Source organism: Mesorhizobium sp. L2C084A000, assembly GCF_000502875.1.
Taxonomy (GTDB): Bacteria; Pseudomonadota; Alphaproteobacteria; order Rhizobiales; family Rhizobiaceae; genus Mesorhizobium.
On the sequence record NZ_AYWX01000013.1, the window covers coordinates 197,677 to 219,816 of the forward strand.

Annotated in this window: 12 protein-coding genes; 2 read left to right on the forward strand and 10 right to left on the reverse strand. The window is 63.3% G+C overall.

Going from position 1 to position 22,140, the window contains the following annotated elements:
- The first annotated feature begins 22 nt into the window (after positions 1-22).
- Complete coding sequence (locus X735_RS141580) at positions 23-415, forward strand: DoxX family protein (protein ID WP_023813208.1); 393 nt, start codon at positions 23-25, stop codon at positions 413-415.
- A gap of 112 nt (positions 416-527) precedes the next feature.
- Here X735_RS141580 and X735_RS141575 read toward each other — a convergent pair whose 3' ends face one another.
- Both X735_RS141575 and X735_RS141570 read right to left on the reverse strand, forming a co-directional pair.
- Positions 528-2,954: an FAD-dependent oxidoreductase gene (locus tag X735_RS141575; protein WP_023813209.1), complete on the reverse strand. Its 2,427-nt coding sequence runs from the start codon at positions 2,952-2,954 to the stop codon at positions 528-530.
- A 243-nt stretch (positions 2,955-3,197) separates the two neighbouring features.
- Complete coding sequence (locus X735_RS141570) at positions 3,198-4,736, reverse strand: trimethylamine methyltransferase family protein (RefSeq protein WP_023813210.1); 1,539 nt, start codon at positions 4,734-4,736, stop codon at positions 3,198-3,200.
- A gap of 216 nt (positions 4,737-4,952) precedes the next feature.
- Here X735_RS141570 and X735_RS141565 point away from each other — a divergent pair, with 216 nt between their 5' ends.
- A complete protein-coding gene (locus X735_RS141565) occupies positions 4,953-5,543 on the forward strand; it encodes a transglycosylase SLT domain-containing protein (protein ID WP_023813211.1) in 591 nt (196 codons plus the stop codon).
- Between the two features lie 87 nt (positions 5,544-5,630).
- Here X735_RS141565 and X735_RS141560 read toward each other — a convergent pair whose 3' ends face one another.
- The 8 genes from X735_RS141560 to X735_RS141525 all read right to left on the reverse strand — a co-directional run bounded on the left by X735_RS141560 (position 5,631) and on the right by X735_RS141525 (position 21,158).
- Positions 5,631-6,068 carry a TA system VapC family ribonuclease toxin gene (locus tag X735_RS141560; RefSeq protein ID WP_023813212.1) on the reverse strand — a complete coding sequence of 146 codons (438 nt, stop codon included), beginning with the start codon at positions 6,066-6,068 and terminating at the stop codon, positions 5,631-5,633.
- Positions 6,065-6,292 carry a CopG family transcriptional regulator gene (locus tag X735_RS141555; protein ID WP_023813213.1) on the reverse strand — a complete coding sequence of 76 codons (228 nt, stop codon included), beginning with the start codon at positions 6,290-6,292 and terminating at the stop codon, positions 6,065-6,067. Before X735_RS141555 ends, X735_RS141560 begins: the two co-directional genes overlap by 4 nt.
- Before the next feature lie 119 nt (positions 6,293-6,411).
- Positions 6,412-8,760: an ABC transporter ATP-binding protein gene (locus X735_RS141550; protein WP_023813214.1), complete on the reverse strand. Its 2,349-nt coding sequence runs from the start codon at positions 8,758-8,760 to the stop codon at positions 6,412-6,414.
- A 67-nt stretch (positions 8,761-8,827) separates the two neighbouring features.
- Positions 8,828-9,985 carry an ABC transporter permease gene (locus X735_RS141545; RefSeq protein ID WP_023813215.1) on the reverse strand — a complete coding sequence of 386 codons (1,158 nt, stop codon included), beginning with the start codon at positions 9,983-9,985 and terminating at the stop codon, positions 8,828-8,830.
- A gap of 12 nt (positions 9,986-9,997) precedes the next feature.
- Positions 9,998-11,032 (reverse strand): ABC transporter permease, encoded by a 1,035-nt coding sequence (locus X735_RS141540; protein WP_023813216.1) that lies wholly within the window; start codon positions 11,030-11,032, stop codon positions 9,998-10,000.
- A 227-nt stretch (positions 11,033-11,259) separates the two neighbouring features.
- Positions 11,260-12,912, reverse strand: coding sequence for an ABC transporter substrate-binding protein (locus X735_RS141535; protein ID WP_023813217.1), 1,653 nt, complete (start codon positions 12,910-12,912; stop codon positions 11,260-11,262).
- 266 nt (positions 12,913-13,178) lie between these two features.
- Positions 13,179-19,226 carry a translocation/assembly module TamB domain-containing protein gene (locus tag X735_RS141530; RefSeq protein ID WP_023813218.1) on the reverse strand — a complete coding sequence of 2,016 codons (6,048 nt, stop codon included), beginning with the start codon at positions 19,224-19,226 and terminating at the stop codon, positions 13,179-13,181.
- A gap of 3 nt (positions 19,227-19,229) precedes the next feature.
- The gene (locus tag X735_RS141525; protein WP_023813219.1) at positions 19,230-21,158 is read right to left on the reverse strand and encodes an autotransporter assembly complex family protein; all 1,929 of its coding nucleotides are present in this window, start codon (positions 21,156-21,158) and stop codon (positions 19,230-19,232) included.
- Positions 21,159-22,140 lie beyond the last annotated feature (982 nt).

Sequence of the window (22,140 nt, forward strand, 5' to 3'; positions counted from 1 at the left end):
CCGGAAGCTAAAGGAGTTTTAGATGAAGCCTTTCGACGGCCTTGCCAGATATCAGCCGCAGGCACTCGGCATTCTGCGCATTGTGACCGCGCTGCAGTTCATCGAACACGGCACCCAGAAGCTGTTCAATTTCCCGGTCAGCGACCACGCCGGTGCTTTGAGCGGGCTGTCACTCACCGCCGGCATCCTCGAATTCGCCGGCGGCATCCTGCTGGCGCTGGGCCTGTTCACCCGGCCGGTCGCGTTCCTTCTGGCCGGCGAAATGGCGATCGCCTATTTCATGGCGCACGCGCCGCGCGACTTCTTCCCGGTCAACAATGGCGGCGATTCGGCGATCTCGTTCTGCTTCATCTTCCTCTATCTGGTGTTTGCCGGCGCCGGCGCCTTCGCGCTGGACAACCGCCGCAGCGCCTGACGCCAGAAAGAGGATGCGGGCCTAGTGCACGTCGCCCAAAAGTGCCCGCGGTTTTGGGACAACGACATGTACAAAACAGGAATCTGAAGCGCTTCGGCTTTGCCGATGCGCTTCAGGCACGCATCCGTTCGAAATTGGCGTCGAAAAGCGGCACCACCTGAATGCGCGCCGCATGGCGCTTGCCCAGCAGTTCGATTTCGAAGCCGTCGCTCTCATCGGCGATCTCCTTCGGCACATAGCCGACGGCAACGGATTTCTTCGAATGATGCGCATAGCCGCCCGACGTCACCCAGCCGCGCACCGCACCATCGAACCAGATCGGCTCGTCGCCAATGACATCGGCATCGTCGGCATCGACGATAAAGGCGCGCAGGCGCAATTTGCCGCCCAGCTTGCGCTCGGCCAGCGCCGCGGCCTTGCCGATGAAATCGGCGTCCTTGCCGTAAGCAACGAAGCGGTCGAGCCCCGCTTCCAGCGGTCCGTAGATCGGCCGGTACTCGCGCCCCCATGAGCCGTAATTCTTGTCCAGCCGCAGCGCATTGAGGGCGCGCGAGCCAAACAGGCCGATGCCGAATTCCTCGCCCGCCGCCATCAGCGCTTGATAGGCGGCGCGCTGGTATTCCGGCGCCACCCAGATTTCGTAGCCGAGATCGCCGGTATAGCTCACACGGCCGATCAGGCATGGCGCCATGCCGATATCCATCCGGCCAATGGCCATGAAGGAAAATGCCGCATTGGAGACATCCGAACGCGTGGCCTTTGCCAGCACATCCCGCGCCTTCGGCCCCGCGATCGACAAGCCGCTGAGCTTCTGGCCCAGCGCCTCGATGCGGACCGAGCCGTCGTCTGGCAGGTGCTGCTCGAACCAGCGCATGTGGTATTGCTCGGCGATGCCGGAGCCGGCGAGGAACCAGCCGTCTTCCCCCAGATTGGCCAGCGTGAAGTCGCCGATCAGCCTGCCGTCCTGCTTCAGCATCGGCGCCAGCGTCATGCGGCCGGGTTTCGGCAGTTTGCAGGCAAGCATCCGGTCGAGCCAGGCGGCCGCCCCCTCACCCGTCACCTTGTATTTGGCGAAGCTCGAAATCTCGGACAGGCCGACACCGTCACGAACCGTCGCGACCTCCCTGGCGACCTGCGTGAAGTCGCTCGAGCGGCGCCACGAGAATTCGTCCTTGACGCCTTCCGGCGCGTACCACAGCGGCACTTCCAGCCCATAGGCAACGCCCCATTGCGCACCCCCAGCAGACAGCAGATCATAGATCGGCGTCGTCTTCAGCGGCCGCCCGGCGGGCAACTCCTCATTGGGGAAGCGGATCGAAAAGCGCCTGGAATAATTCTCGCGCACCTTGGCGTTGGTATAGGCCATCGTCGCCCAGTCGCCGTAGCGCGCGACATCCATCGCCCAGATATCGGCGCCGGGATCGCCCTCGATCATCCAGTTCGACAAAGCGAGGCCGACGCCGCCGCCTTGCGAAAAACCGGCCATGACGCCGCAAGCGACCCAGAAGCCCGGCAGGCCGCGCACCGGCCCGACCAGCGGGTTGCCGTCCGGCGCGAAGGTGAAGGGGCCGTTGATGATCTGCTTGATGCCGGTGTTCTGGAAGGCCGGGAAATGCCGGAAGCCGACCTCCAGCGATGGCGCGATGCGGTCGATGTCGGGCGCCAGCAATTCATGGCCGAAATTCCATGGCGTCTGGTACTCGGACCACGGCTTGTTGGCCTTCTCATAGGTGCCCATCAGCATGCCGCCGCGCTCCTGGCGCAGGTAAAGCTCGCCATCGAAGTCGACCGCGTGGATGATCTCGGTGCCGGTCTTGGCGTTCCAGGCGGCGACCTCCGGCATATCCTCGGTGATCAGGTACATGTGCTCCATGGCCAGCACCGGCAGTTCGAGACCAACCATGCGGCCGACCTCGCGCGCCCACAGGCCGCCGGCATTGACGACATGCTCGGCCACCACCTCGCCCTTGTTGGTGATGACGCGCCACAGCCCGTCAGGACGCCGCACAATGTCCTCGACCTTGGTGAAACGCTCCACTTCCGCCCCAAGTTTCCGCGCGGCCTTGGCATAGGCATGGGTGACGCCCGAGGGATCGAGATGGCCGTCCTCCTTGTTCCTGACGGCGCCGACGAACTGCCTGGGGTCGAGAAGCGGCATCAGTTCGGCCGCCTCGTTGGGCGAGATCTCCTCCAGCTCGATGCCGAGATAGCGGCCCTTGGCGACGACGCCGCGCAGCCAGTCCAGCCGCGCCTCGGTTGCCGCCAGAAGCACGCCGCCGGTCAGATGCACGCCGGTCGCCTGGCCGGAAAGCTCCTCGATCTCCTTGTAGAGGTTGATGGTGTATTTCTGCAGCTTGGCGACGTTAGGGTCGCCATTGATGGTGTGCATGCCGCCGGCCGCGTGCCAGGTCGAGCCGGACGTCAATTCGTCGCGTTCCAGCAGGACAACATCGGTCCAGCCATGGCGGGCGAGATGGAACAGCACGGAGCACCCGACGACACCGCCGCCAATGACCACGACCTTTGCAGGCGATTTCATGGATTTTTCTCTGATATCAGTGAGTTGGATCGGTGGAATGAATCGAAATGGGAGGAGCCAAGCCGCCCCCCTCTGGCCTGCCGGCCATCTCCCCCTCAAGGGGGGAATTCAGCAGCGGCTGCGCCGCGACCCTCTTTTCAACATTGGTAGTTGGCGAAGAAGAACGTGCCAGCCAATCTCCCCCCTTGAGGGGGAGATGTCCGGGAGGACAGAGGGGGGTGCACGCGCGCAAACCTGTGACCATCACGGCTCGCCCTGCCCGATCGCTTCCTTGCGCCTGGCCATGTAAGCCTCCAGCGCCTCGCGCACGGCGATATCCATCACCGGCTCGACATAGTCTTCCAGCGCCTTCTTCCACAGCCGCGTCGCGCGCGCCGTGGCGTCGAGCCCGCCGGCTTCCTGCCACGCTTCGTAATTCTGCCAGTTTGACAGCATCGGCTGATAGAAGGCGGTGGCGTAGCGCTCCAGCGTGTGCGGTTCGCCGAAGAAATGCCCGCCGGTCGGCACCGCGCCCAAAGCCTCGACGGCGAGCTCGGCCTCATTGACCTCGATCGGGCGCAAGAACTCCATCATGTGCTGGATCATCTCGACATCGATGATGAATTTTTCGAACGACGCCGTCAGCCCCCCCTCCTGCCAGCCGGCGGCGTGGTAGACGAGGTTGCCGTGGCCGAGCACCGCGCCCCACAGCGCCATCAGCGTCTCATAGGCGCCCTGCGCATCGGCGGCGTTGGAAGCCGAGCCCGGCGTCGTGCGGTACGGAAGCCCGTAGCGCCGTGCCAGTTGCCCCGACGCAATGTTGGCCTTGGTGTTCTCAGGCGTGCCGAAGGCCGGCGCGCCGGACTTCATGTCGACATTGGAGGTGAAGGCGCCATACATGACCGGCGCGCCTGGACGGACAAGCTGCGTCAGCACGACGCCGAACAGCGCCTCGGCGTTCTGCTGCGCCAGCGCGCCGGCCAGCGTCACCGGGCTCATCGCCCCCATCAGCGTGAACGGCGTCACCGCCACCGACTGGCCGAACTCGGCCATGGTCATCAGTCCTTCGGCCATCATCTCGTCGAAGCGGCGCGGCGAGTTGACCGAGATGATCGTGGTGATGCCGGGATCGTCGCGCATCTGATCGAGCGTCAGCCCGCGCGAAATCGCCATCATCTCGATGCCGTCAAGCGCCCTGCCCCTCCCGATCGCCGAGACATGGAAACTCTTGTCGGTCAGCGTCAGATTGGTGAAATAGGTGTCGAGATGGCGGGAATTGGCCGGCAGTTCGACCGGTGCGCAGACCTGGTTGCCCAGCATGTGGATGCAGTTGAAATGCTGCGCCAACCGGGTCAGATCCGAATAGTCGCGCAAATTTCCGGCGCGGCGGCCGCGCTCCATATCGTGCACATTGGGCGGTCCGGCAACCAGCGTGAAATTGATGGTGTTGCCGCCGAGATGAACCGCGTTGGCCGGGTTGCGCGGCGTCAACACATAGCTGGACTGCGTGGTCTTCAGCACGTCTTCGACCAGGCCGCGATCGATGCGGACATTCGCCGAGGCATGATCGACTTTGGCGCCGGCCTTCTCGAACAGCGACAGCGCCCGCGGGCTCATCACCTCGATGCCGAAATTCTCCAATATGTGCATCGACGCCTGATGGATCTGCTCGATCTGGTCGGGCGACAGCATCGCCATTGGCGGATAGGGATTTGTCACCCGCCTGAGCGACAGTTGCGGGATGGCCGATGGCCCTCTGTTGCTGGTGCGCTCGGCGCCGCGTTTGCGTCTTGGTTCGTTCATGCCGGTATCAAAGCCCCGGCAAACCGGGCAAGCTGTCAGAAATACGTCGTCTGCGGGCGCGATTTTAGCCACGGCGGCATTTCTGCAATGTCTGTTTAGAAAAAGCGACGAAGTGCGTCGGATTATCGATACTGGATTTCCTTGAGAGACTGCGCCGGCGAAGCGTTAACGGACGCCGCAAGATTCCCTTTATGATTTCGGCCTATTGCTCTGCCCATGCGTAGTTCGAGTTTTAGTAAAATTGGTGCGGTTTGCGTGCTGCTGGCGCTTTCGGCCTGCGCCACGCCGCCCAGCCACATCAACAATGTCTGTGCCGTCTTCGACCAGAATGACGGCTGGTTCGACAACTGGCAGTCGGCCGCCGAGCGCGCCCAGCAGAAATACGGCATCCCCGTTCCCGTGCTGATGGCGACGGTGCGCAAGGAATCCGGTTTCAAGAGCAATGCACGGCCGCCGCGCACCAAGCTGCTCGGCTTCATTCCGTGGAAGCATGTCTCGTCGGCCACCGGCTTCTCGCAGGCGCTGGACGGCACCTGGTCGCAATATCAGCGCGAAACCGGCAACTGGGCGGCACGGCGGACGAAATTCGCCGACGCCGTCGACTTTGTCGGCTGGTATCATTCCAAGACCGCAGACACGTATGGCGTTGCCCGCAACGATACCTACAACCTCTATCTGGCCTACTATCTCGGCTGGACCGCCTATGGCCGCGGCAACCGGGGCGATGCCGGCGTCCAGGGCTATGCCCGGGCCACCGACAAGATGGCGCGGGACTATGCGCAGCAACTGAGCGAGTGCGGCAACTGACTTTGCCGGAGCATTACGCAGCCAAGTGAAATCACTTGGCGCTGCGAAAAGCGATGTCGCCCCTCGAGCAGAAAAGATCTCAGCGATTCATTTGCTTGGGATCAGATGAAGGATTGCCTTCCCTGATTTTACCGCCGTCGTCGATAGCTTTCGGTCGAACGTCGCCAACTCGCCGTCATGCGACTTGGCCAGCGCCAGCAGATAACTGTCGGTTACTTGCGTCGAAGTCAGGATCTTGCCCGCGTCGATCTCTCTGGAACTGACAAGGCTGATGTCATCGGGCCAGAACTGGTGTCCGGCAAGTGCGTGCAATTTGCCGACGATCGGCGCGACGACGGCAGGGGAGCCAGGAGAGTTGGGGTATTTGGGGTTGCCCACGATCCTGATAACGCCATTCTCGGTGATGGGGCATGTGGCCCATGAGTGATGCCCGGTGGATTCGAACCACCGATGGGCATCGTCATGCGCGACATGAGCCGGATCGATCAGCGCAATCAACACATTGACGTCGAGCAGGAAGGTCACGGCAGCTCGTCGCGAAGCGCATTGACCGTTTCGAGATCGACCATCGGCCCGCCGGGCCGCGACGAAAGCAAGGGAATGCCGTTGCGCTCACCGCCCGCCTGCGGCCGACGCAGCGAACGGCGAACCAGATCGGAAATGACTTCTCCCACGCTGCGATCCTGCTGCCGCGCCATAGCCTTGGCGGCAAGAAGGACATCATCATCGATTGCAAGTGTCGTTCTCACAATTCGTCCTCCTTTCCAAGCATCAAACATCACGCATCACATAGAGCAACAGACTGAGATTCTCAAGGGATGCATGTTTTTGCGCAGCATATGAAATTGATGGCATTGCCTGATGCCGGTCAGTTCGGTTTCCTAGAATCGCCCGGCTTTGGGGTATCGCCGGTTTCCGAAACCTCGTCGCGGACCTCGTGACGGCGGGCTTTCGAAACGGCTTCCGTCTCCTCGCCGGCCTGCCTCGCTGCATCGGCTTCCGCGCTGCCCGTCTTGCCGCGCGGACGCTTCGGTGGCGTGCCGGCAAAACCGGGGCCATCGCCATGCGGCGCGTCATCCGGCACGCCTTCGTGCGCGGCGTGCTCCTTGTCGAACTTGATCACCGGCTCCATCGTTGCCAGCACATCGTCGGAGAGCCAGCACAGGCTCATATGGCCGCCGCCGAGATGCTTGACCGGTGGCACCTTGGTCTCGCACAGATTGTCAGGCACCAGCTTCTTGTAGCCGCAGCGGGTCTGGAACGGGCAGCCGGACGGTGGGTTCATCGCCGAGGGAATGTCGCCCTCCAGCACGATGTGCCGCTTGACCACGCTGGTGTCAGCGATCGGGATCGCCGACAGCAGCGCCTCGGTATAGGGATGGTAGGGCGGCGCGAAGATCTGGTCGGTCGTGCCTTGCTCGACAATATAGCCGAGATACATGACCACGACGCGGTCGGCGATGTAGCGCACGACCGACAGATCATGGCTGATGAACAGCATTGTCGTCTTGTTCTTGCGCTGGATGTCCATCAGCAGTTCGGTCACCGCCGCCTGCACCGACACGTCGAGTGCCGAGACCGGCTCGTCGGCCACCACCACCTTGGCGTCGCCGGCAAAGGCCCGCGCCACGCCGATGCGCTGCTTCTGGCCGCCGGATAGCTGGCGCGGCTTGCGGGTCTCGAACGCCCTGGGCAGCTTCACCAGGTCGAGCAGCTCCAGCATGCGCTTGCGGCGGTCGGCGACCGTCTTGCCGACATTGAACTTCTCCAGCGTGCGGATGATCTGCGAACCGACCGAATGGCTGGGATTGAGCGTGTCGAACGGGTTCTGGAACACCATCTGGATCGACGACACCGTGTCGACACTCCGCTTCTCGATGCCCGTCGACTGGATTTCCTTGTTGCCCAGCGTCACCGTGCCGGCACTTGCCGTCTCCAGCCCGAGCAGCACCTTGGCCAGCGTCGACTTTCCGCAGCCGGATTCGCCGACGATGGCAACCGTCTCGGATTCGCGCGCCATGAACGAGATCGTCTCATTGGCCTTGACGACGCGGCCCTCGCTCGAGCCGAACACCTCGCTGCCGCCCACCCTGTAGTATTTTCTGAGATCCTCGATCTTGAGCACCGGAGCGCCGGGCACGACGCGCTCATTGACCTTTTTGGCGCCGGGCGGCAGCGCCTCCCAGTCGATCTCGTTGAAGCGCACGCAGCGCGAGAAATGGCCTTCGTGACCCGCGACCTCGATCATCGGGATTTCGGCGGCGTTGCAGACGCCCTCGACGAAATGGTGGCAGCGAGGGCCGAAATTGCAGCCCTTGGGCCGCTCGTGCGGCAGCGGCAGCTGGCCGGGGATCGAAATTAGCGGCCGCGAGTTCTTGTCGGCGCCGGGCAGCGGGATCGAGCGGAACAGCCCTTGCGTATAAGGGTGGCGCATCCGGTCGAACACGTCCTTGATCTTGCCCGTTTCGACCGCTTCGCCCGAATACATAACCGTGATGCGGTCGCAGGTTTCCAGGATCAGGCCGAGATTGTGCGACACGAAAATCATCGACGTGCCGAACTTCTCGCCGAGCCCCTTGACCAGGTCGACAATGCCGGCCTCCACCGTCACGTCGAGCGCCGTCGTCGGTTCGTCGAGCAAAAGCAGCGCCGGCTTCGACAGCAGCGCCATGGCAATGACGATGCGTTGCTGCTGGCCGCCCGAGAGCTGGTGCGGATAGGAGCGCATCATGCGCTCGGGATCAGGCAGCTTGACCGCGCGCACCATGTCAAGCGCGCGTTTATGGGCCTCTTCCTTCGACACCTTGTCGTGGATCAGCGGCACTTCCATCAATTGCTGGCCGACCTTCATCGCCGGGTTCAGGCTCGCCATCGGCTCCTGGTAGATCATCGCGATCTTGTTGCCGCGAATGGAGCGCAACTCCTCGTCGGAGAGCTCGCCCATGTCCTTGCCCTGGAACTTGATCTTGCCGCCGACGATCTTCCCGATGTTGGAGAGGTCGCGCATGATGCCGAGCGACACGGTCGACTTGCCGCAGCCGGATTCGCCGACGATGCCCATCGCCTCGCCGGGCATGACGGTGCAGGAAAAATCCATGACCGCCGGGATCTCGCCCTTGCGGGTGAAGAAGGAGATCGACAGGTTCTCGATCTCGATGATCGGCGCGTTGGCCGGCCCATTGGTTGGCGTGGCGGGATTTCGAACTGCCTCGTTCATGGGTCGCTCCAATCCTGGTTCTTCTAGGCCTGTTTCTATCAGGCGCATCGGGTCGAAACCCGCGAGATCAGTCTTTCATCGATTGTTCGCGCAGCGAGTCGGCGAGCAGGTTCAAGCCCAGCACGAACGACATCAGTGCGATCGTCGGCGGCAACGCCGGGTGGATGAAGGAGCGCAGCAGGCGGCTGGCGTCCTTGATCGCAGTGCCCCAGTCCGGACTTTCCGGCGCCAGGCCAAGGCCGAAATAACCGAGCGTGCCGAGCAGGATCGTGGTGTAGCCGATGCGCAGGCAGGCGTCGACGATCAGTGGCCCGCGCGCATTGGGCAGGATCTCCCATAGCATGATGTACCAGGGCGATTCACCGCGCGTCTGCGCCGCCGCCACATAGTCACGCGTCTTGATGTCCATCACCAAGCCACGCACGATGCGGAACACGCCGGGGCTGGACGCGAACACCACCGCCACGAAGATATTGAGCTGGTTGGGGTCGATATGCACGATCTTCAGCGGATCGGCGTCGAAGACCAGGCCGGCATAGATCCAGCCGCCGAGGATCAGGGTGATGCCGAGCAGGATGTAGAGCCGGTCGGGCCGGTTTTTGTAGCGGGTCCAGAACAGCACGCTGAAGAAGATGATCGGGAACAGGAAGAAGACGCCGGCCATGCCATAAGGGATCGGCGTGTCCATGATGCCCGGCGTCACCAAAAGGTAGAACAGCAGGATCACAGGGAAGGCCAGCACGAGATTGGCCAGGAACGACAGCACGGTGTCGATCTTGCCGCCGTAGTAGCCGGCGGGCAGGCCGAGCGTGATGCCGACCATCAGCGCGAAGCCGGTTGCCGCAGGCGCGATGATCAGCACGATCTGGCTGCCATAGACCATGCGCGAAAACACGTCGCGCGCCAGCTTGTCGCCCCCGAACAGATAGGTCAGCCCCGATTTCGGTTCGACGGCGCCCGGCAGCACATCCTTCATGATGGGAATCTGGGCCAGCGGATCGAAGGGAGAAACGGTCGCGGCGAAGATTGCCGTGAACAGCCAGAACAGGCAGATGCCGACGCCGACGATGCCGACACCGCTGTCGAACAGCTGGCCGTAGAGCGCCAGCTTCTTCTTGTAGGCGAAGCTCGCGCCCATGACGATGACGAGCGCGATCCAGACCGGCCAGAAGCGCGACAGCACTTCGAGAACGACGGTGAAGCCACTGATGTATTGAACCGGCATCCGCTTCGCTCCCTACTGAACTCTGATACGCGGATTGAGAAATGCGTAGCCGACATCGGAAATGAGCTGCGTGATCAAGACGATGAACACCGAGACCAGCGAGCAGCCGAGCAAAAGGTCGATGTCGTTGTTGCCGGCCGCCTCGACCAGCGTGTAGCCGAAGCCCTGGTAACGAAACATCACCTCGACGATGACGACGCCGGTGAGCAGCCAGGGAAACTGCAGCATGATGACTGTGAACGGCGCGATCAGCGCGTTGCGCAAGGCATGTTTGACCACGACGCTGCCGAAGGAAAGACCCTTCAACCTGGCAGTGCGGATATATTGCTGCGTCATCACTTCGACCATCGAAGCACGCGTCATGCGGGCGATATAGCCGATGCCGTAGATCGCCAGCGTCATCACCGGCAAAGTGAAATTGTAGAAGGTGATGCCCTGGCTGGCCGAAGCCGCCGAGCCGTTCAGCCAGCCTAGCCATGAGGCGAAGATGACGGTGAAGATGACGCCCGACACATATTCAGGCGTCGCCGTCGAGGCGATCGACGCCACGGACAGCACCCGGTCGGTTCGCGACCCCTCGCGCATGCCGGCCAGAATGCCGATCAGCAGCGAGATCGGCACCATCACCATCAGCACCCAGAACATCAGGATGCCCGTAGCGCCAAGTGCCGGAAACAGTTTTGAGGCGACGGTCGCCTTGAACTTGGTCGAGCAGCCGAAATCGCCCTGGAAAACGCCGGCGAAGGTCGGGACGAGCGGATCGTTGCAGAAGGAGAAACGCTGCGCCGGCTTGCCGGTCGCCGGGTCTGTCACAGGTTGCTTGGGCACCACGCCCAGCCACTGCCCATAGCGGACGAAGAAGTTCTGCCGATAGCCATGGTTGACCAGCCAGCTCTCGAGCTGCTCGGCCGACGTATGCATTTCGGTCTGGCTGATCGCCAGCTTCTTCAGATTGGGTTCGAGGTTGATCAGGAAGAAGACGACCATGGTCAGGCACAGCATCGTCAATGCCATGGTGCCAAGACGCCTGATAACGAAGGAAAGCATGGCGGCCCCCTGCCGATGGGTTGGGGTTTGAGCCGGCTATGAAAGCCAACCCTGCCGTGACCGGCGGGGCTGGCTGTCAAACAGGCCTTCGGATGCGATCAACCCTGTTTTTGTTGCATGGCCTTGCCCGCGAGTCCGTAACTTTTTTGAGAAAGTGCGGACCAGGAGGGACGGACGATGCAAAGAGCAGGGGAAGGGAGCGAGCCCCTTCCCCTATGTCGATGCGATCAAGCCTGCTCGAGCCAGATCTTGCCGTAGTCGCGCTCGAAGGTCGGGTGCATCTTGTAGTTCTGCACCGCCTTGACCGAGTGGCTGTAGAGCTTGCGCCAGTACGGCTGGATCATGATGCCGGAATCCTGCAGGATCTGCTCGATGTCCTTCATCATTTCCTTGCGCTTGGCGGCGTCGGCAACGGCGAGCGCCGCATTGAGCTTGGCATCCCAGTCCGGATTCGACCAGCCGGCCTCGTTCCAGGCCTCGCCGGTGCGATAGGCGATGGCCAGAACCTGGACGCCGAGCGGGCGCATGTTCCAGTTGGTCATCGACAGCGGATACTTCGTCCAGTCGTTCCAGAACGTCGAACCCGGCAGAACGGTGCGCTTCACCTTGATGCCGGCGTCGCGCAGCTGGGCGGCGATCGCATCGCCGGTGTTCTTGTGCCAGTCCTCGTCGACAGTGATCAGCTCGTGTTCGAAGTCGGCCTGGCCGGCTTCCGCCATCAGCGCCTTCGCCTTGGCCGGATCACGGGCAACCTTGGGCAGCTCGTAATATTCCGGATGGATCGAGCAGACATGGTGGTTTTCGGCGACCGAGCCGGCATTGCCGTAGCCGAGCTGCAAGACGACATTGTTGTCGACCGCAAGCTGCAGCGCGTTGCGCACCTTCTGGTCGCCATAGGGCTTGTTGTTGACGTTGGTGCGGCAGACGATGGTCGACGCGGTGACGATCTCCGACTTCACCAGGTCCATGCCGTCGAGGATCGATACGTAGTCGGCCGAAGTCTCGAAATTGGTGTGCACTTCGCCGGCTTCGAAAGCGCTGACCATGGCTGCCGGATCGGTGCCGTAGTCGATGAATTCCAGGCCGTCGAGGAACACTTCGCCGTCCCACCACTTGTCGTCGGTGCGGCGCTTGTAGACCACCTTCTGACCGACATCGTAGGAGACGAGTTCGAACGGACCGGTGCCGATCGGGCAGGCCTTGAAGTCGCCGCCCTTCTCGTCGAAGGTCTTGTGGACGATGAGGCCGGGATAGTCGCACATGTTCGGAATCAGCGCGATGTCCGGCTTGGTGAGCTTCAGCACGACCGTGTGGTCGTCCGGCTTGGTCACGGCGCTTTCGTCGAGCTTGTCGTCCTTGACCAGCGAGCCGAGACGGCCGGGCATGGAGTTGCCTTCGGCTTTCTTGTCGGCCCAGCGCTTCAGGTTGAAGATGACGTCATCGGCTGTGAAGGCATCGCCATTCGACCAGGTGACGCCCTTGCGCACATGCAGCGTGTACTGCGTGGCATCGTCGTTGACGTCCCAGCTTTCCAGCAGATAGGGGCGGAACGTGTATTCGGACGTGTACTTGACCAGCGGCTCGAGCGCCTGGCGCTCGGCATTGGCGATTTCCGACCAGTCGGCCTTGCGCGGGTCCTTGGGATCCTTGATCCACTGGGCGATCTTCAGCGTGCCGCCCTTCTTGCCCTTTACCTCTTCGGCCTTCGCCGGCGTCGGATCGGCGAGCCCGAGCAAGCCGTAAGCCATTGCCGTCGATGCGCCGAAGACGCTGGCCATGGCCAGGAATTCGCGGCGGTCCACCTTGCCTGCCTTGGCTTCTTCGGCCATGGCCAGGATGTGATCCGGAACGCGATCGCCATTACTCTTATAAATTGTCATGACTTAACTCCCATTGTTGGCTTTCCGCCTTTTAACATTCCGCATCCAGGCCATGATGTCAAAGACGGCGTGGATTGAGAACATGTTAGGGAATGTGCAACTTTGAAAGGGGAGCGGTTCGCGTGATAACGACAGTCTTGGCGCAAATTTGCTACTGTCCGATGGATTCTTCTGGAATCTCGATAGTCGATTAAACTGAGACATTTACTCCAGCCCGAACAGCGCCAGAATCGATCCATCATGAGGCCAAAAGCCCTGCCGAATTATCAGTATTCCTTCTCGTAGAAGATGCCGCCCTTGGCTTCGCCGGCATCGTTGGCCTCGCCGCGCAGCTTGACGCCGCGCCCGACATTGAGGTCGATCGTAGCCTTGCCCGAGCCCGGCTTGTCGCCCTTCTGGATCGTGACATAGGTGCGGTCGTTGAGGTATTTGCCCGCCGAAACCGCCGTGCCGCCCTGGTCGTCGGTGGTGACGTCGAGATCGTCGACGCCAATGGCGCTGCGCAGGTTTTCCAGAAGCGACGTCGAGCCGCCGACGCCGGCCAGTTGCCCGGCGGCCTCGGCTAACTGGGCGATCTGCAGCGGCGACAGGTTCGACATCGAGCGGCCGAAGATCAATTGCGCCAGCACCTCGTCCTCGGGCAGTGCCGGCACGGAGGAGAAGGTGAACTTCGGATTGGTCGCTTCGCCCGACACCACGATGGTGACGGTGGCGCTGGTCGTCGTCGTGGTCGCCGTCAAATTGAGATAGGGCACCAGCGAGCCGGAAAACCCGACCGTGCCTTCGGTGAAGGTCAGCCGCTTGCCGAGGATCGACAGCCGTCCGCGCTGCAAGGTGAAGGTGCCGACCGCTTGCGGCGACGAGGCCGGGCCGGTCAGCCTGAGCGAGCCGCCAAGTTCGGCATCGACGCCCCTGCCCTGGATGAAGATCTGGTTCGGGGCGTTGACCGTGACATCGAGCGCAAGGCCGCTACCGCCGCCCTTGCCGCTGGTCGTCGGCGGCCGCAGCGCCTTGTCCTGTGCCTTGACCGCAGCTGGCGCGTTCTTGTGCTTGACGTCGAGCGCCGCCAGCGAGCCCGGCAATTTGTCCGGAACCGTGATCACCGTCTTGGCGAGATTCACGGTGCCGGCAATGACCGGTGCGGAGGTCAGCGGTCCCTTGATCGTCAGGTCGCCCCCGAGATTGGCGGTCACCACCCTTCCGTCCGTATAGCGGCCGTCGACCAGCTTGATCGACAAATCGGCCGGAAAACCCTGCGCCGGGTTGATGCCGACCGTGCCGCTGGCCGACAGGCTGCCGCGCGTCGACAGCGTTCCGGTCAGCCGGTTGATCCTGGCGACGCCGCCGGCAATCGTGACATCGGCGGCGAGATCGTTGACGGCGAGGCCGGAGCGCGCATCGACAAGGCGCGCACCGGAGGTGCTGACGCTGCCGCCGATGACGGGCGATGTCGCGGGACCGCGCACCTGCACGTTGACATTGGCCGTGCCCGTCAGCGACATGCCTTGCGCGGCGAGCTTCTGGCTCAGCAGGCCGAACGGCACGGCGCCATTGAAGTCGAGCACCAGCGCCGGCGTGCCGGCCGTCGTCACGGTGCCGCCGCCCTTGAGGCCAAGGCCGGCGCCATCGCTGACATTGGCGGTGAAGGCCAGCTTGTTGGCGGCAAAGGTGCCGGACGAGGAAACACTCACCGCCCCGACACCAGCGCCTCGGGTCTGCGATGTTTGCACGCCGGCCGCATCGATATTGAAGGCGACCGCAGGGCTGGCCGGCGCACCCGTCACCTTCACCGTGCCCGAAATCGAGCCGGCGGCGTCGAGGCCGGCCGAGAAACTGTTCGCAAGCGACATCGGCACCCGCGCCAGCGTCGCGTTGATGTCGAGCGCCGTGCCGACCTTGCCGGTTACCGTCGCCGTACCACCGCCAAGGTTGAGCACCAGCCTGTCCAGCGTCGTCGTGCCATTGGCGATGCTGACGGTCGAGGCCTGAGCAATGGCCGCCTTGATGCCCTGGACGGTCGCCTGGCCGGAGGCAAGCTCGATGGTCGTCGTGCCGTTGGCCACTTTCACGCGGCCAGCAGCCTGTGCCGGAATGCCCTTGACTGTGGCGCCGCCGGAAAAACCGGTCCAGTCGCCGTCGCGCTTCAAATCGACATCGATGCCGCTGATCACGGTGCCGCCCGAAATGACGGTGTCGGCGCGGACCTTTCCGGAGATCACGGGCGCCGCCAGATAGTTGGCGACCAGCGCATCGATCGAGACGGCTTTCGCCTGCAGGTCGCCGCGCGTAATCGACGCTGTCGCCGCCTTGATGGCGACCTGGGGTGCTGCGCCATTCTTCGAGAAGGCAATCGTGCCGCGTACGTCGCCTTCGGCCTTTTCCAGCGCCAGTGCCGCCAGCGGGCCGATATCGGGCAGGTCGAGCGCGATGGTGCCGACAGGCACGAACTTCTCGTCCAGCGCCAGATCGCCGGAGATCCTGTTCTTGCCCAGCGACAGCAGCAGGCCGTTGATGGCGCTCTTGCCGTCAGCCGTCGCCAGCACCGCGCTGCCTTGCAGCGCCTGGCCGGCGACATTGCCGGTCAGTTGCACGTTGGCTGCCGGATTGGCGGCATCGGCCTTGCCGGTGGCGGTCAGCTTCAACCCGGTGATCTCTCGCGCCGCCACCAGCAGCCTGTCGCTGTCGACCGTCAGTGACAGGTCCGGCGCGGTGGCCGACCCCTGTGCGTTCAACGCAAAGGCGATGGCGCCCTTGGCATCCTTCGACAGCAGAGAGATGTCGCTCAGCGCGCCCTTGATGTCGGCGGCCACCTTGTTGTCGGCAAGGCTGGCTTGCCCGTCGGCGGTCAGCGCACCCGAGGCCAGCTTCAATCCGCCTATGTTGATGCTGCCCTTGGGATCGCGCTTCAGCGTGGCGCTGATCTCAGCGCGTTCGCCAAGCATGCCGCGCGCCGCCGCCGGCAAGGCCGACGATGGGGCATCCGCCTTGAGATTGAGGTCGATGGCACCGTCTCGCAGCGATACCTGGCCGGCGACCTGGCTGTTCAACGCATCGCTCTTGAGCGAGCCGCTGTCGATGGCAAACAGGTCGGCCGTCAGGCGGCCGCTGACGGCTGCCGTGACCTTGCCGGCGATCAGCGGCGCGATCACCGGATTGTCGAGACCGACCTTGTCCACCGACACTGTGCCGGAAACCGGCCCTGCACGGTTCTTGAGATCGAACGCATCCGAATGCAACGCCAGGGCAAGCCCGTCCACCCTCGCCGGACTGGTGACGATCGAGGGCAGGATCGCGGAGACATCCAGGCGGGCCCGCGTGCTCTCGCCCGCCACCTTTGCCGACAGCGACTGGATCTCGATCTTGACCGGGCTCTCGGCGCTGCCGACAGTCAGGGGCAGGCTGGGGCCGGATGATATGAGATCCAGCGCAAAATCGCTGGCGCCGTTCGGGTTGAGGGTGCCGGCCGCCTTGCCGGAAATCTTGTCGCCGGTCAGCGTCGCCTGATCGAGCATCACGCCGCCGGCCAAGGTGTAGCTGCCGGCCGCATCGACGGCGAGCAGCCCGAGCCCGGCCTGCCGGGTCTGGCTGGTTTCGATACCGGCCAGTTGCGCATTGAAGCGGACATCGGGCGCGGCCGGCGGTCCGGTCACACCAGCCGTGCCGCTGAGCGTGCCCACGAGGCCGGGCGAAAATTCATTGGCGAGCGCCGCGGGCAGTGCCGAAAATTGCGCCGCAAGGTCGAGCGTCTGACCGGCAGTGCCCGACAGCGTCACCGAACCGCCGCCGACATCGAGAGCCAGTTTCTCGATGCTGGTCGTGCCGTTGGCGATGCTCATTGTCGACGCCTGAGCGATTGCCGCCTTGATGCCGCGAACAGTGGCTTCGCCCGAGGCAATCTCGACGCTGGTCGTGCCATCGGCGATCTTCACCCGGCCGGCAGCGGTTGCCGGAATGCCCGCTATGGTGGCGCCGCCGGTGAAATTGGTCCAGTCGCCGTCGCGCTTCAGGTCAACGCCGATGCCGCCGATTTCGGTGGTTCCGGAGGTGACGCTGTCGGCCTTGATCGAACCCGCGATCGCCGGCGCCTTGAGATAATTGGCGATCAGCGCATTGACCGTGATGGCCTTGGCCGTCACCTCGCCGCGCGCGATCGACGTGCTCTTGGCATCGATGGCGACGGAGGGCGCGTCGCCCTCCTTGGCAAAGCGGATGGTGCCGTCGATATCGCCCGTTATCGCCTGGCCGGCAAGTGCGGCCAGCTGGTCGATGGCAGGTGCATCGAGCGTCAGCGTGCCGAGCGGCATGAATTTGTCGTCGAGCGCGAGATCGCCCGAGACCTTGTTGTCGCCGAGCGAGACCAGAAAACCATTGATCGAACGCTTGCCTTCGCTCGTCACCAGCGCTGCCTTGATGTCGAGCGGCTGGTCGTCGACGGAGCCGGTCAGCGATACGTTGGCGGCGGGACTGGTGATATCGGCCTTGCCGCTTGCCGTCAGCTTGATGCTCTTCACCGTGCGGCCCGATGCCGTCAGGCTGTCGCTGTCGGCGGTAACGGTGAAATCCGGCGCCGTCATGGCGCCACTTGCCGACAGCGCGAAATCGACGCCACCGGCAACTGGCACGCCGACCGTCGGCGACAGCACGGAAACGTCGCCCAGTTTGCCCTTGATGTCGGCCTGGATGTCGGTGCCTTGCATGCTGGCCGTGCCGGCGGCGCTGAGCGTGCCGGACGTGAACTCGATCGAGTTGGCGGCGAAGGACCCTTGTGGATCGCGGGCCGCGCTTGCCGAGAATTTCACCCGGGCGCCGAGCACCGAGGCGATCTGCGGCGGAAAGGCCGTCGCCACGGCATCCGCGTTCATCTTCAGCTGCATCGACAGGTCGGCAAGCGCCACCGTCGCGGTCAGCGAAGCGTTGAGCGCGTCGGAACGCAGCGTGCCCTGGTCGATGGCAATGGCATCCTTGCTGACCGACCCGGCCAGATCGACATCGATCCTGCCGGTGATCAGCGGCGCCAGCGTCGCCACGTCGGTGTTGAGGCCGCCCGCCTCCAGCTTGACGGTGACCGGCCCGGCGCGGTTCTGGATGTCAAAACCGTCGGAATGGATCTGGGCCGCCAGATCATCCAGCCGCGTGCCGCCGGCGACGATGGAGACGAAGGAGGCGCCGACGTCGATGATCGGCGCCTTGCCGTCGCCGAAGGCGCGGGCGGTGGCATTGCTGATCGCCAGCGTGATCGGCTGCGCCTTGCTGCCGACGCTGATCACCACGGGTGGACCCTTGGCGGCGAGTTCGACCGAGAGGTCGCTGGCGCCGGCAGGATCGACAATGCCGGTCGCGGTGCCGTGCACCGCATCGCTGTCGATGTTGGCGCGGTCGACACTGACGCCACCGGCCGATGTGGCGGTGCCGGCAATGTCGAAACTGGTCTTGCCGGCAAACAGCGGCTTGAGATTCTCAGGCAGGAAGCGAGCGAAATCGCCATCGCCCTTGGCCTCGATATGATTGCCCTTGTCGGTCAGTTGGTGGCGACCCGTCAGCTGGGTGACGATCTTGCCGTCGACCGAGAACGTGCCGATGCCGTTCCAATTGGCGAGCGGCCCGGTGCCCGAGACATTTATGTCGACCGGCGGCGTGTCGGGCAGCTTGAGCAGGTTGGCGATGATACCGCCTGCCGGCTCCGAGGCCTTCAGGTCGAGATCGAGCCTGTTGTCTGCCGGCGCAAAGTGGATCTTGGCGTCGACATTACCTTGCTTGCCGTCATGGCGGGTGATGTAGAGCACCGTCTCGACCGCCAGTGGCGCGGCATCGGCCTTGACCGATCCCTTGGCCGCAAGCTCTGCGATGCCGCTGCCGGCCAGTTGCTGGCCAAGCGCGATCTCGGGCAGATCGATCTGCTTGATGTCGATGGAAACCGGCAGCGTCGTCGTGCCGCTCGGCGCCGGCTGTTGCGTGCCGGCCACCGGCAGGCGGGCCAGTTCGATGCGCTCGGCAGCGATACGGTCGGCGCTGAAGCTTTTCGACAGCAGCGCCAGCGGCGACCAGTCGACGGCCACCTTGCGCGCCACCAGCCAGGCGCCCTCGCGATCCTCCAGCACGACATGGTCGACGCTTAGCGCCCCGGACCAGATGCCGTCTATGCCGCTGACCGTGATCTTGCGGTCGTCGTTCGAGGCCAGCCGCGAAATGATGCCGGCGAGATTGTCGCGGCCGCGCTCGGTCTTGGTCAGCATCACCAGCGCGCCGATCGCTCCCGCAACCACGATCAGCAGCGTGTAGAGAACAATGCGGAGGATGCGCCAGACTGTTTTCATCGCTCAGAATGCCTGTCCGATGCCGGCATAGATGCCGAAATGCGGGTCACCCGGATCGCGGTTGAGCGGCACGGCGGCATCGATGCGCAGTGGCCCGAACGGCGTGACATAGCGCAGGCCGACGCCGGCGCCGACCTTGACATCGGAGAAATCGGGAGCCGATTTGGTCGATACGGTGCCGGCGTCGACGAACGGCACGATGCCGATCGTGTCCGTGATGGCGATGCGCATCTCGACCGAGGTTTCGAAGAATGACAGGCCGCCGATCGGCTGGCCGGTGAAGTCCTTGGGTCCGATGCCCTGATAGGCATAGCCGCGCACCGAACCGCCGCCGCCGGAATAGAAGCGCCGGTCGGCTGGCACATGTTCGAGGCTGGTGCCGACGATCGAACCGATAGCGACACGTTCGGCCAGGACGAACTTCGAAGCCGAATCCAGCGACTGATAGGCCGACCCTTCGCCCCTCAGCTTCAGGAACGCCGCACCGCTCAAAATGTCGTAGCTGGGCTCGGCATAGGCCAGCACCCGGAAGCCGCTTGTCGGGTTCAGCCGGTTGTCCCGGTTGTCGTAGACATATTGCAGCGGAATGCTGGCGATCAGGTATTTGTGTTTGCCGAAAGCGTCGTGGATGCGAGAATAGTCGAGCGCCACTTCCGCCGAAACCGTCTGCTTCTTCGTCAGTTCGTAGGACAGCCCGGTACTGCCCTTGACCGAGAAATGGTCGTAGGCGTCAGGATGTTCGAGCACCGTCTTGACGCTGGCGAAGAACTTCGATGCCGGCCCGATCACGCCCGGCTTTTCGAACATGATGCCGGCATTGTAGTTGAGCTCGCCGAGATCGTTGCTGCCGATGCCGCTGATCTTGCCCTCGATGCGCAGCTTCTCGGCCCGGCCGAACAAATTGCGGTGGCCCCAATAGCCCTCAAGGCCCAGCCCCTCGGTGTTGGAAAAAGTGCCGCCGACGCCGAAATAGCGTGGCTTGCGCTCGCTTACCTGGACGCCGATCGGAATGTTGCGGTCGGCATCGAGCGTGTCGGCTTCCTTGAACGTCACGCTGTTGAAGACCTCGAGCGCCAGCAGCCGGTCGCGCGCGTCGTCGATTTCTTGCGGCGAATATTGCCGGCCGCGCTTGAGGCCGGTCATGTATTCGGTGAAGTCACGGTCGACCTTCTCGGTGCCTTCCACCGTGGTCGGGCCGTAGCCGGCGACCGGTCCGGCGGCGACCGTCAGCGTCACGTCGAGCGTCGAGGTCGCATGGTCGGCGACGATCTGGCGGTTTGTCACCTTGGCCAGCGGTCTGCCTTGCTCCTTCAGCGTCCGCACGATCAGCGCCTCGGCCTTGAGCACCGCGCCGGATCCGGCGTCGCCGCCTGATATCAGGCCATAATCGGCGCTCATCAGTCCTGCCGCATCGCCCTCAAGGTGGATATTGCCCAAGGTGAATTTCGGCTCGGTGGCAATGTCAATGACCACGGGAACCGGCTGCGGCCCCTTGAATTCGGCATCCGGCGGCAAATCGTCGAGCGGCTTGCCGTCTATGGTGACGGTGACGACGCCTTCGTAACGGGCATCGGCATAAAGCGCGGCGACAAGCTGTTCGCGGTCGCTGCGCGCCTTGGCCATCAGCCCGAGCGAGCCTGAAACCGGACGCTCCTCGTCACTCTTCAGCGCCGAGGCATTTTCGAGCTTCTTGACCAGATCCTTGTCGGCGTCGGGGGCATTGATGGTCACGGCGTAGCGCAGGGGATCGACGATATCGGCATCCTCGTCGCTGGACGATCCCCACAGCTTGATGCCGAAAAGCTCGAAAGCGGCCGCCGGGCGCGATTCGGCGACGAGCACGGTCGAGCACATCATGGCCAGCAGCAGGGCGCGCGGAAGCGCACGCCCTGGCGCGCGACCTCCTGACATCTGCTCTTCATGCGCCGGCATTAAGACAACCTAGATTACAAAACTAAAATTGGAATGAAGTTCTGAAGCGCTCGTAAAGGGGCCACAATCCAATTGTCTGAAATAGGGCGGGCTTGGAATTCACACCTTTTGCGTCGCCGCAAGAATGCGTGATCCCCTGTCCTATGGAGGTACTACCGGTCATCGGCCGGAAAGGAAACCGCTGGCAGGCGGAACCCTGCCGCGTCCTTGTGTTGACAAGCCTGACTGAAGCTTGATCATGCCCGGACGTCAGCTGTGTCTGGAGGGGTGTTATGGCAATGCGCGCGGCTCGTGGTCTGTCTATCCTGATTCTTCTGTTTTTCGCCTGGGCCAATGTCCTGGCCTGGAGCAGCGCCGCGCAAGCGGCCGAGGCCCGGCGAATAGCGACAACGGACAATTCCGACTATTTCGGCTTTGATCTCAGGTCCGACCAGAATGTGACAATCGACCAGTGCAAGACGACGTGCCTGGGAGACCCGGCCTGCCGCGCCTTCACCTACAACAAAAAAGCCAAATGGTGCTTCCTCAAATCCGACTACAACCAGCTGAAAACCTTCAACGGCGCGGTCGCGGGCAAGGTCGTCAACATCGATGGCGATCCTGATATCGGCGCGCCGCCGGAACTCGCTTTCTTCCCCAACTGGATGGCCGATCAGGCCCAGCAATACCGCAACAAGCTGCTCGGCCCGGCCTATGACAGACCTACAGAAGGCATGGCTGCCTTGCATAACGCCGCCGAACAGGCCGTGCTGACCGGCGATCACCGCTCCGCCATGCTGAAATACGAGGCCGCGGTCTCGGTGCTGCCCGATGATGGCCAGCTCTGGCTCAACCTGGCGCGTGAAACGCTGGCCGTTCAGCCCGCCGCAAGCACCTCCGAAGCATCCACTTTGCCGGCGAACGGCACGTCGGCCGCTTTCAATGCCTATAAATTGCTGCGCACCGCCAAGACGCGCGCCGAAGTGCTGGCGCTGCTCGGCAA

What these genes read in the sequence shown, in the direction of transcription:
- X735_RS141530 (WP_023813218.1), bottom strand. Translation starts at nt 19,226, where the DNA reads ATGAAAACAGTCTGGCGCATCCTCCGCATTGTTCTCTACACGCTGCTG.
- X735_RS141580 (WP_023813208.1), top strand. Translation starts at nt 23, where the DNA reads ATGAAGCCTTTCGACGGCCTTGCCAGATATCAGCCGCAGGCACTCGGC.
- X735_RS141535 (WP_023813217.1), bottom strand. Translation starts at nt 12,912, where the DNA reads ATGACAATTTATAAGAGTAATGGCGATCGCGTTCCGGATCACATCCTG.
- X735_RS141545 (WP_023813215.1), bottom strand. Translation starts at nt 9,985, where the DNA reads ATGCCGGTTCAATACATCAGTGGCTTCACCGTCGTTCTCGAAGTGCTG.
- X735_RS141565 (WP_023813211.1), top strand. Translation starts at nt 4,953, where the DNA reads ATGCGTAGTTCGAGTTTTAGTAAAATTGGTGCGGTTTGCGTGCTGCTG.
- X735_RS141540 (WP_023813216.1), bottom strand. Translation starts at nt 11,032, where the DNA reads ATGCTTTCCTTCGTTATCAGGCGTCTTGGCACCATGGCATTGACGATG.
- X735_RS141575 (WP_023813209.1), bottom strand. Translation starts at nt 2,954, where the DNA reads ATGAAATCGCCTGCAAAGGTCGTGGTCATTGGCGGCGGTGTCGTCGGG.
- X735_RS141525 (WP_023813219.1), bottom strand. Translation starts at nt 21,158, where the DNA reads ATGCCGGCGCATGAAGAGCAGATGTCAGGAGGTCGCGCGCCAGGGCGT.
- X735_RS141550 (WP_023813214.1), bottom strand. Translation starts at nt 8,760, where the DNA reads ATGAACGAGGCAGTTCGAAATCCCGCCACGCCAACCAATGGGCCGGCC.
- X735_RS141570 (WP_023813210.1), bottom strand. Translation starts at nt 4,736, where the DNA reads ATGAACGAACCAAGACGCAAACGCGGCGCCGAGCGCACCAGCAACAGA.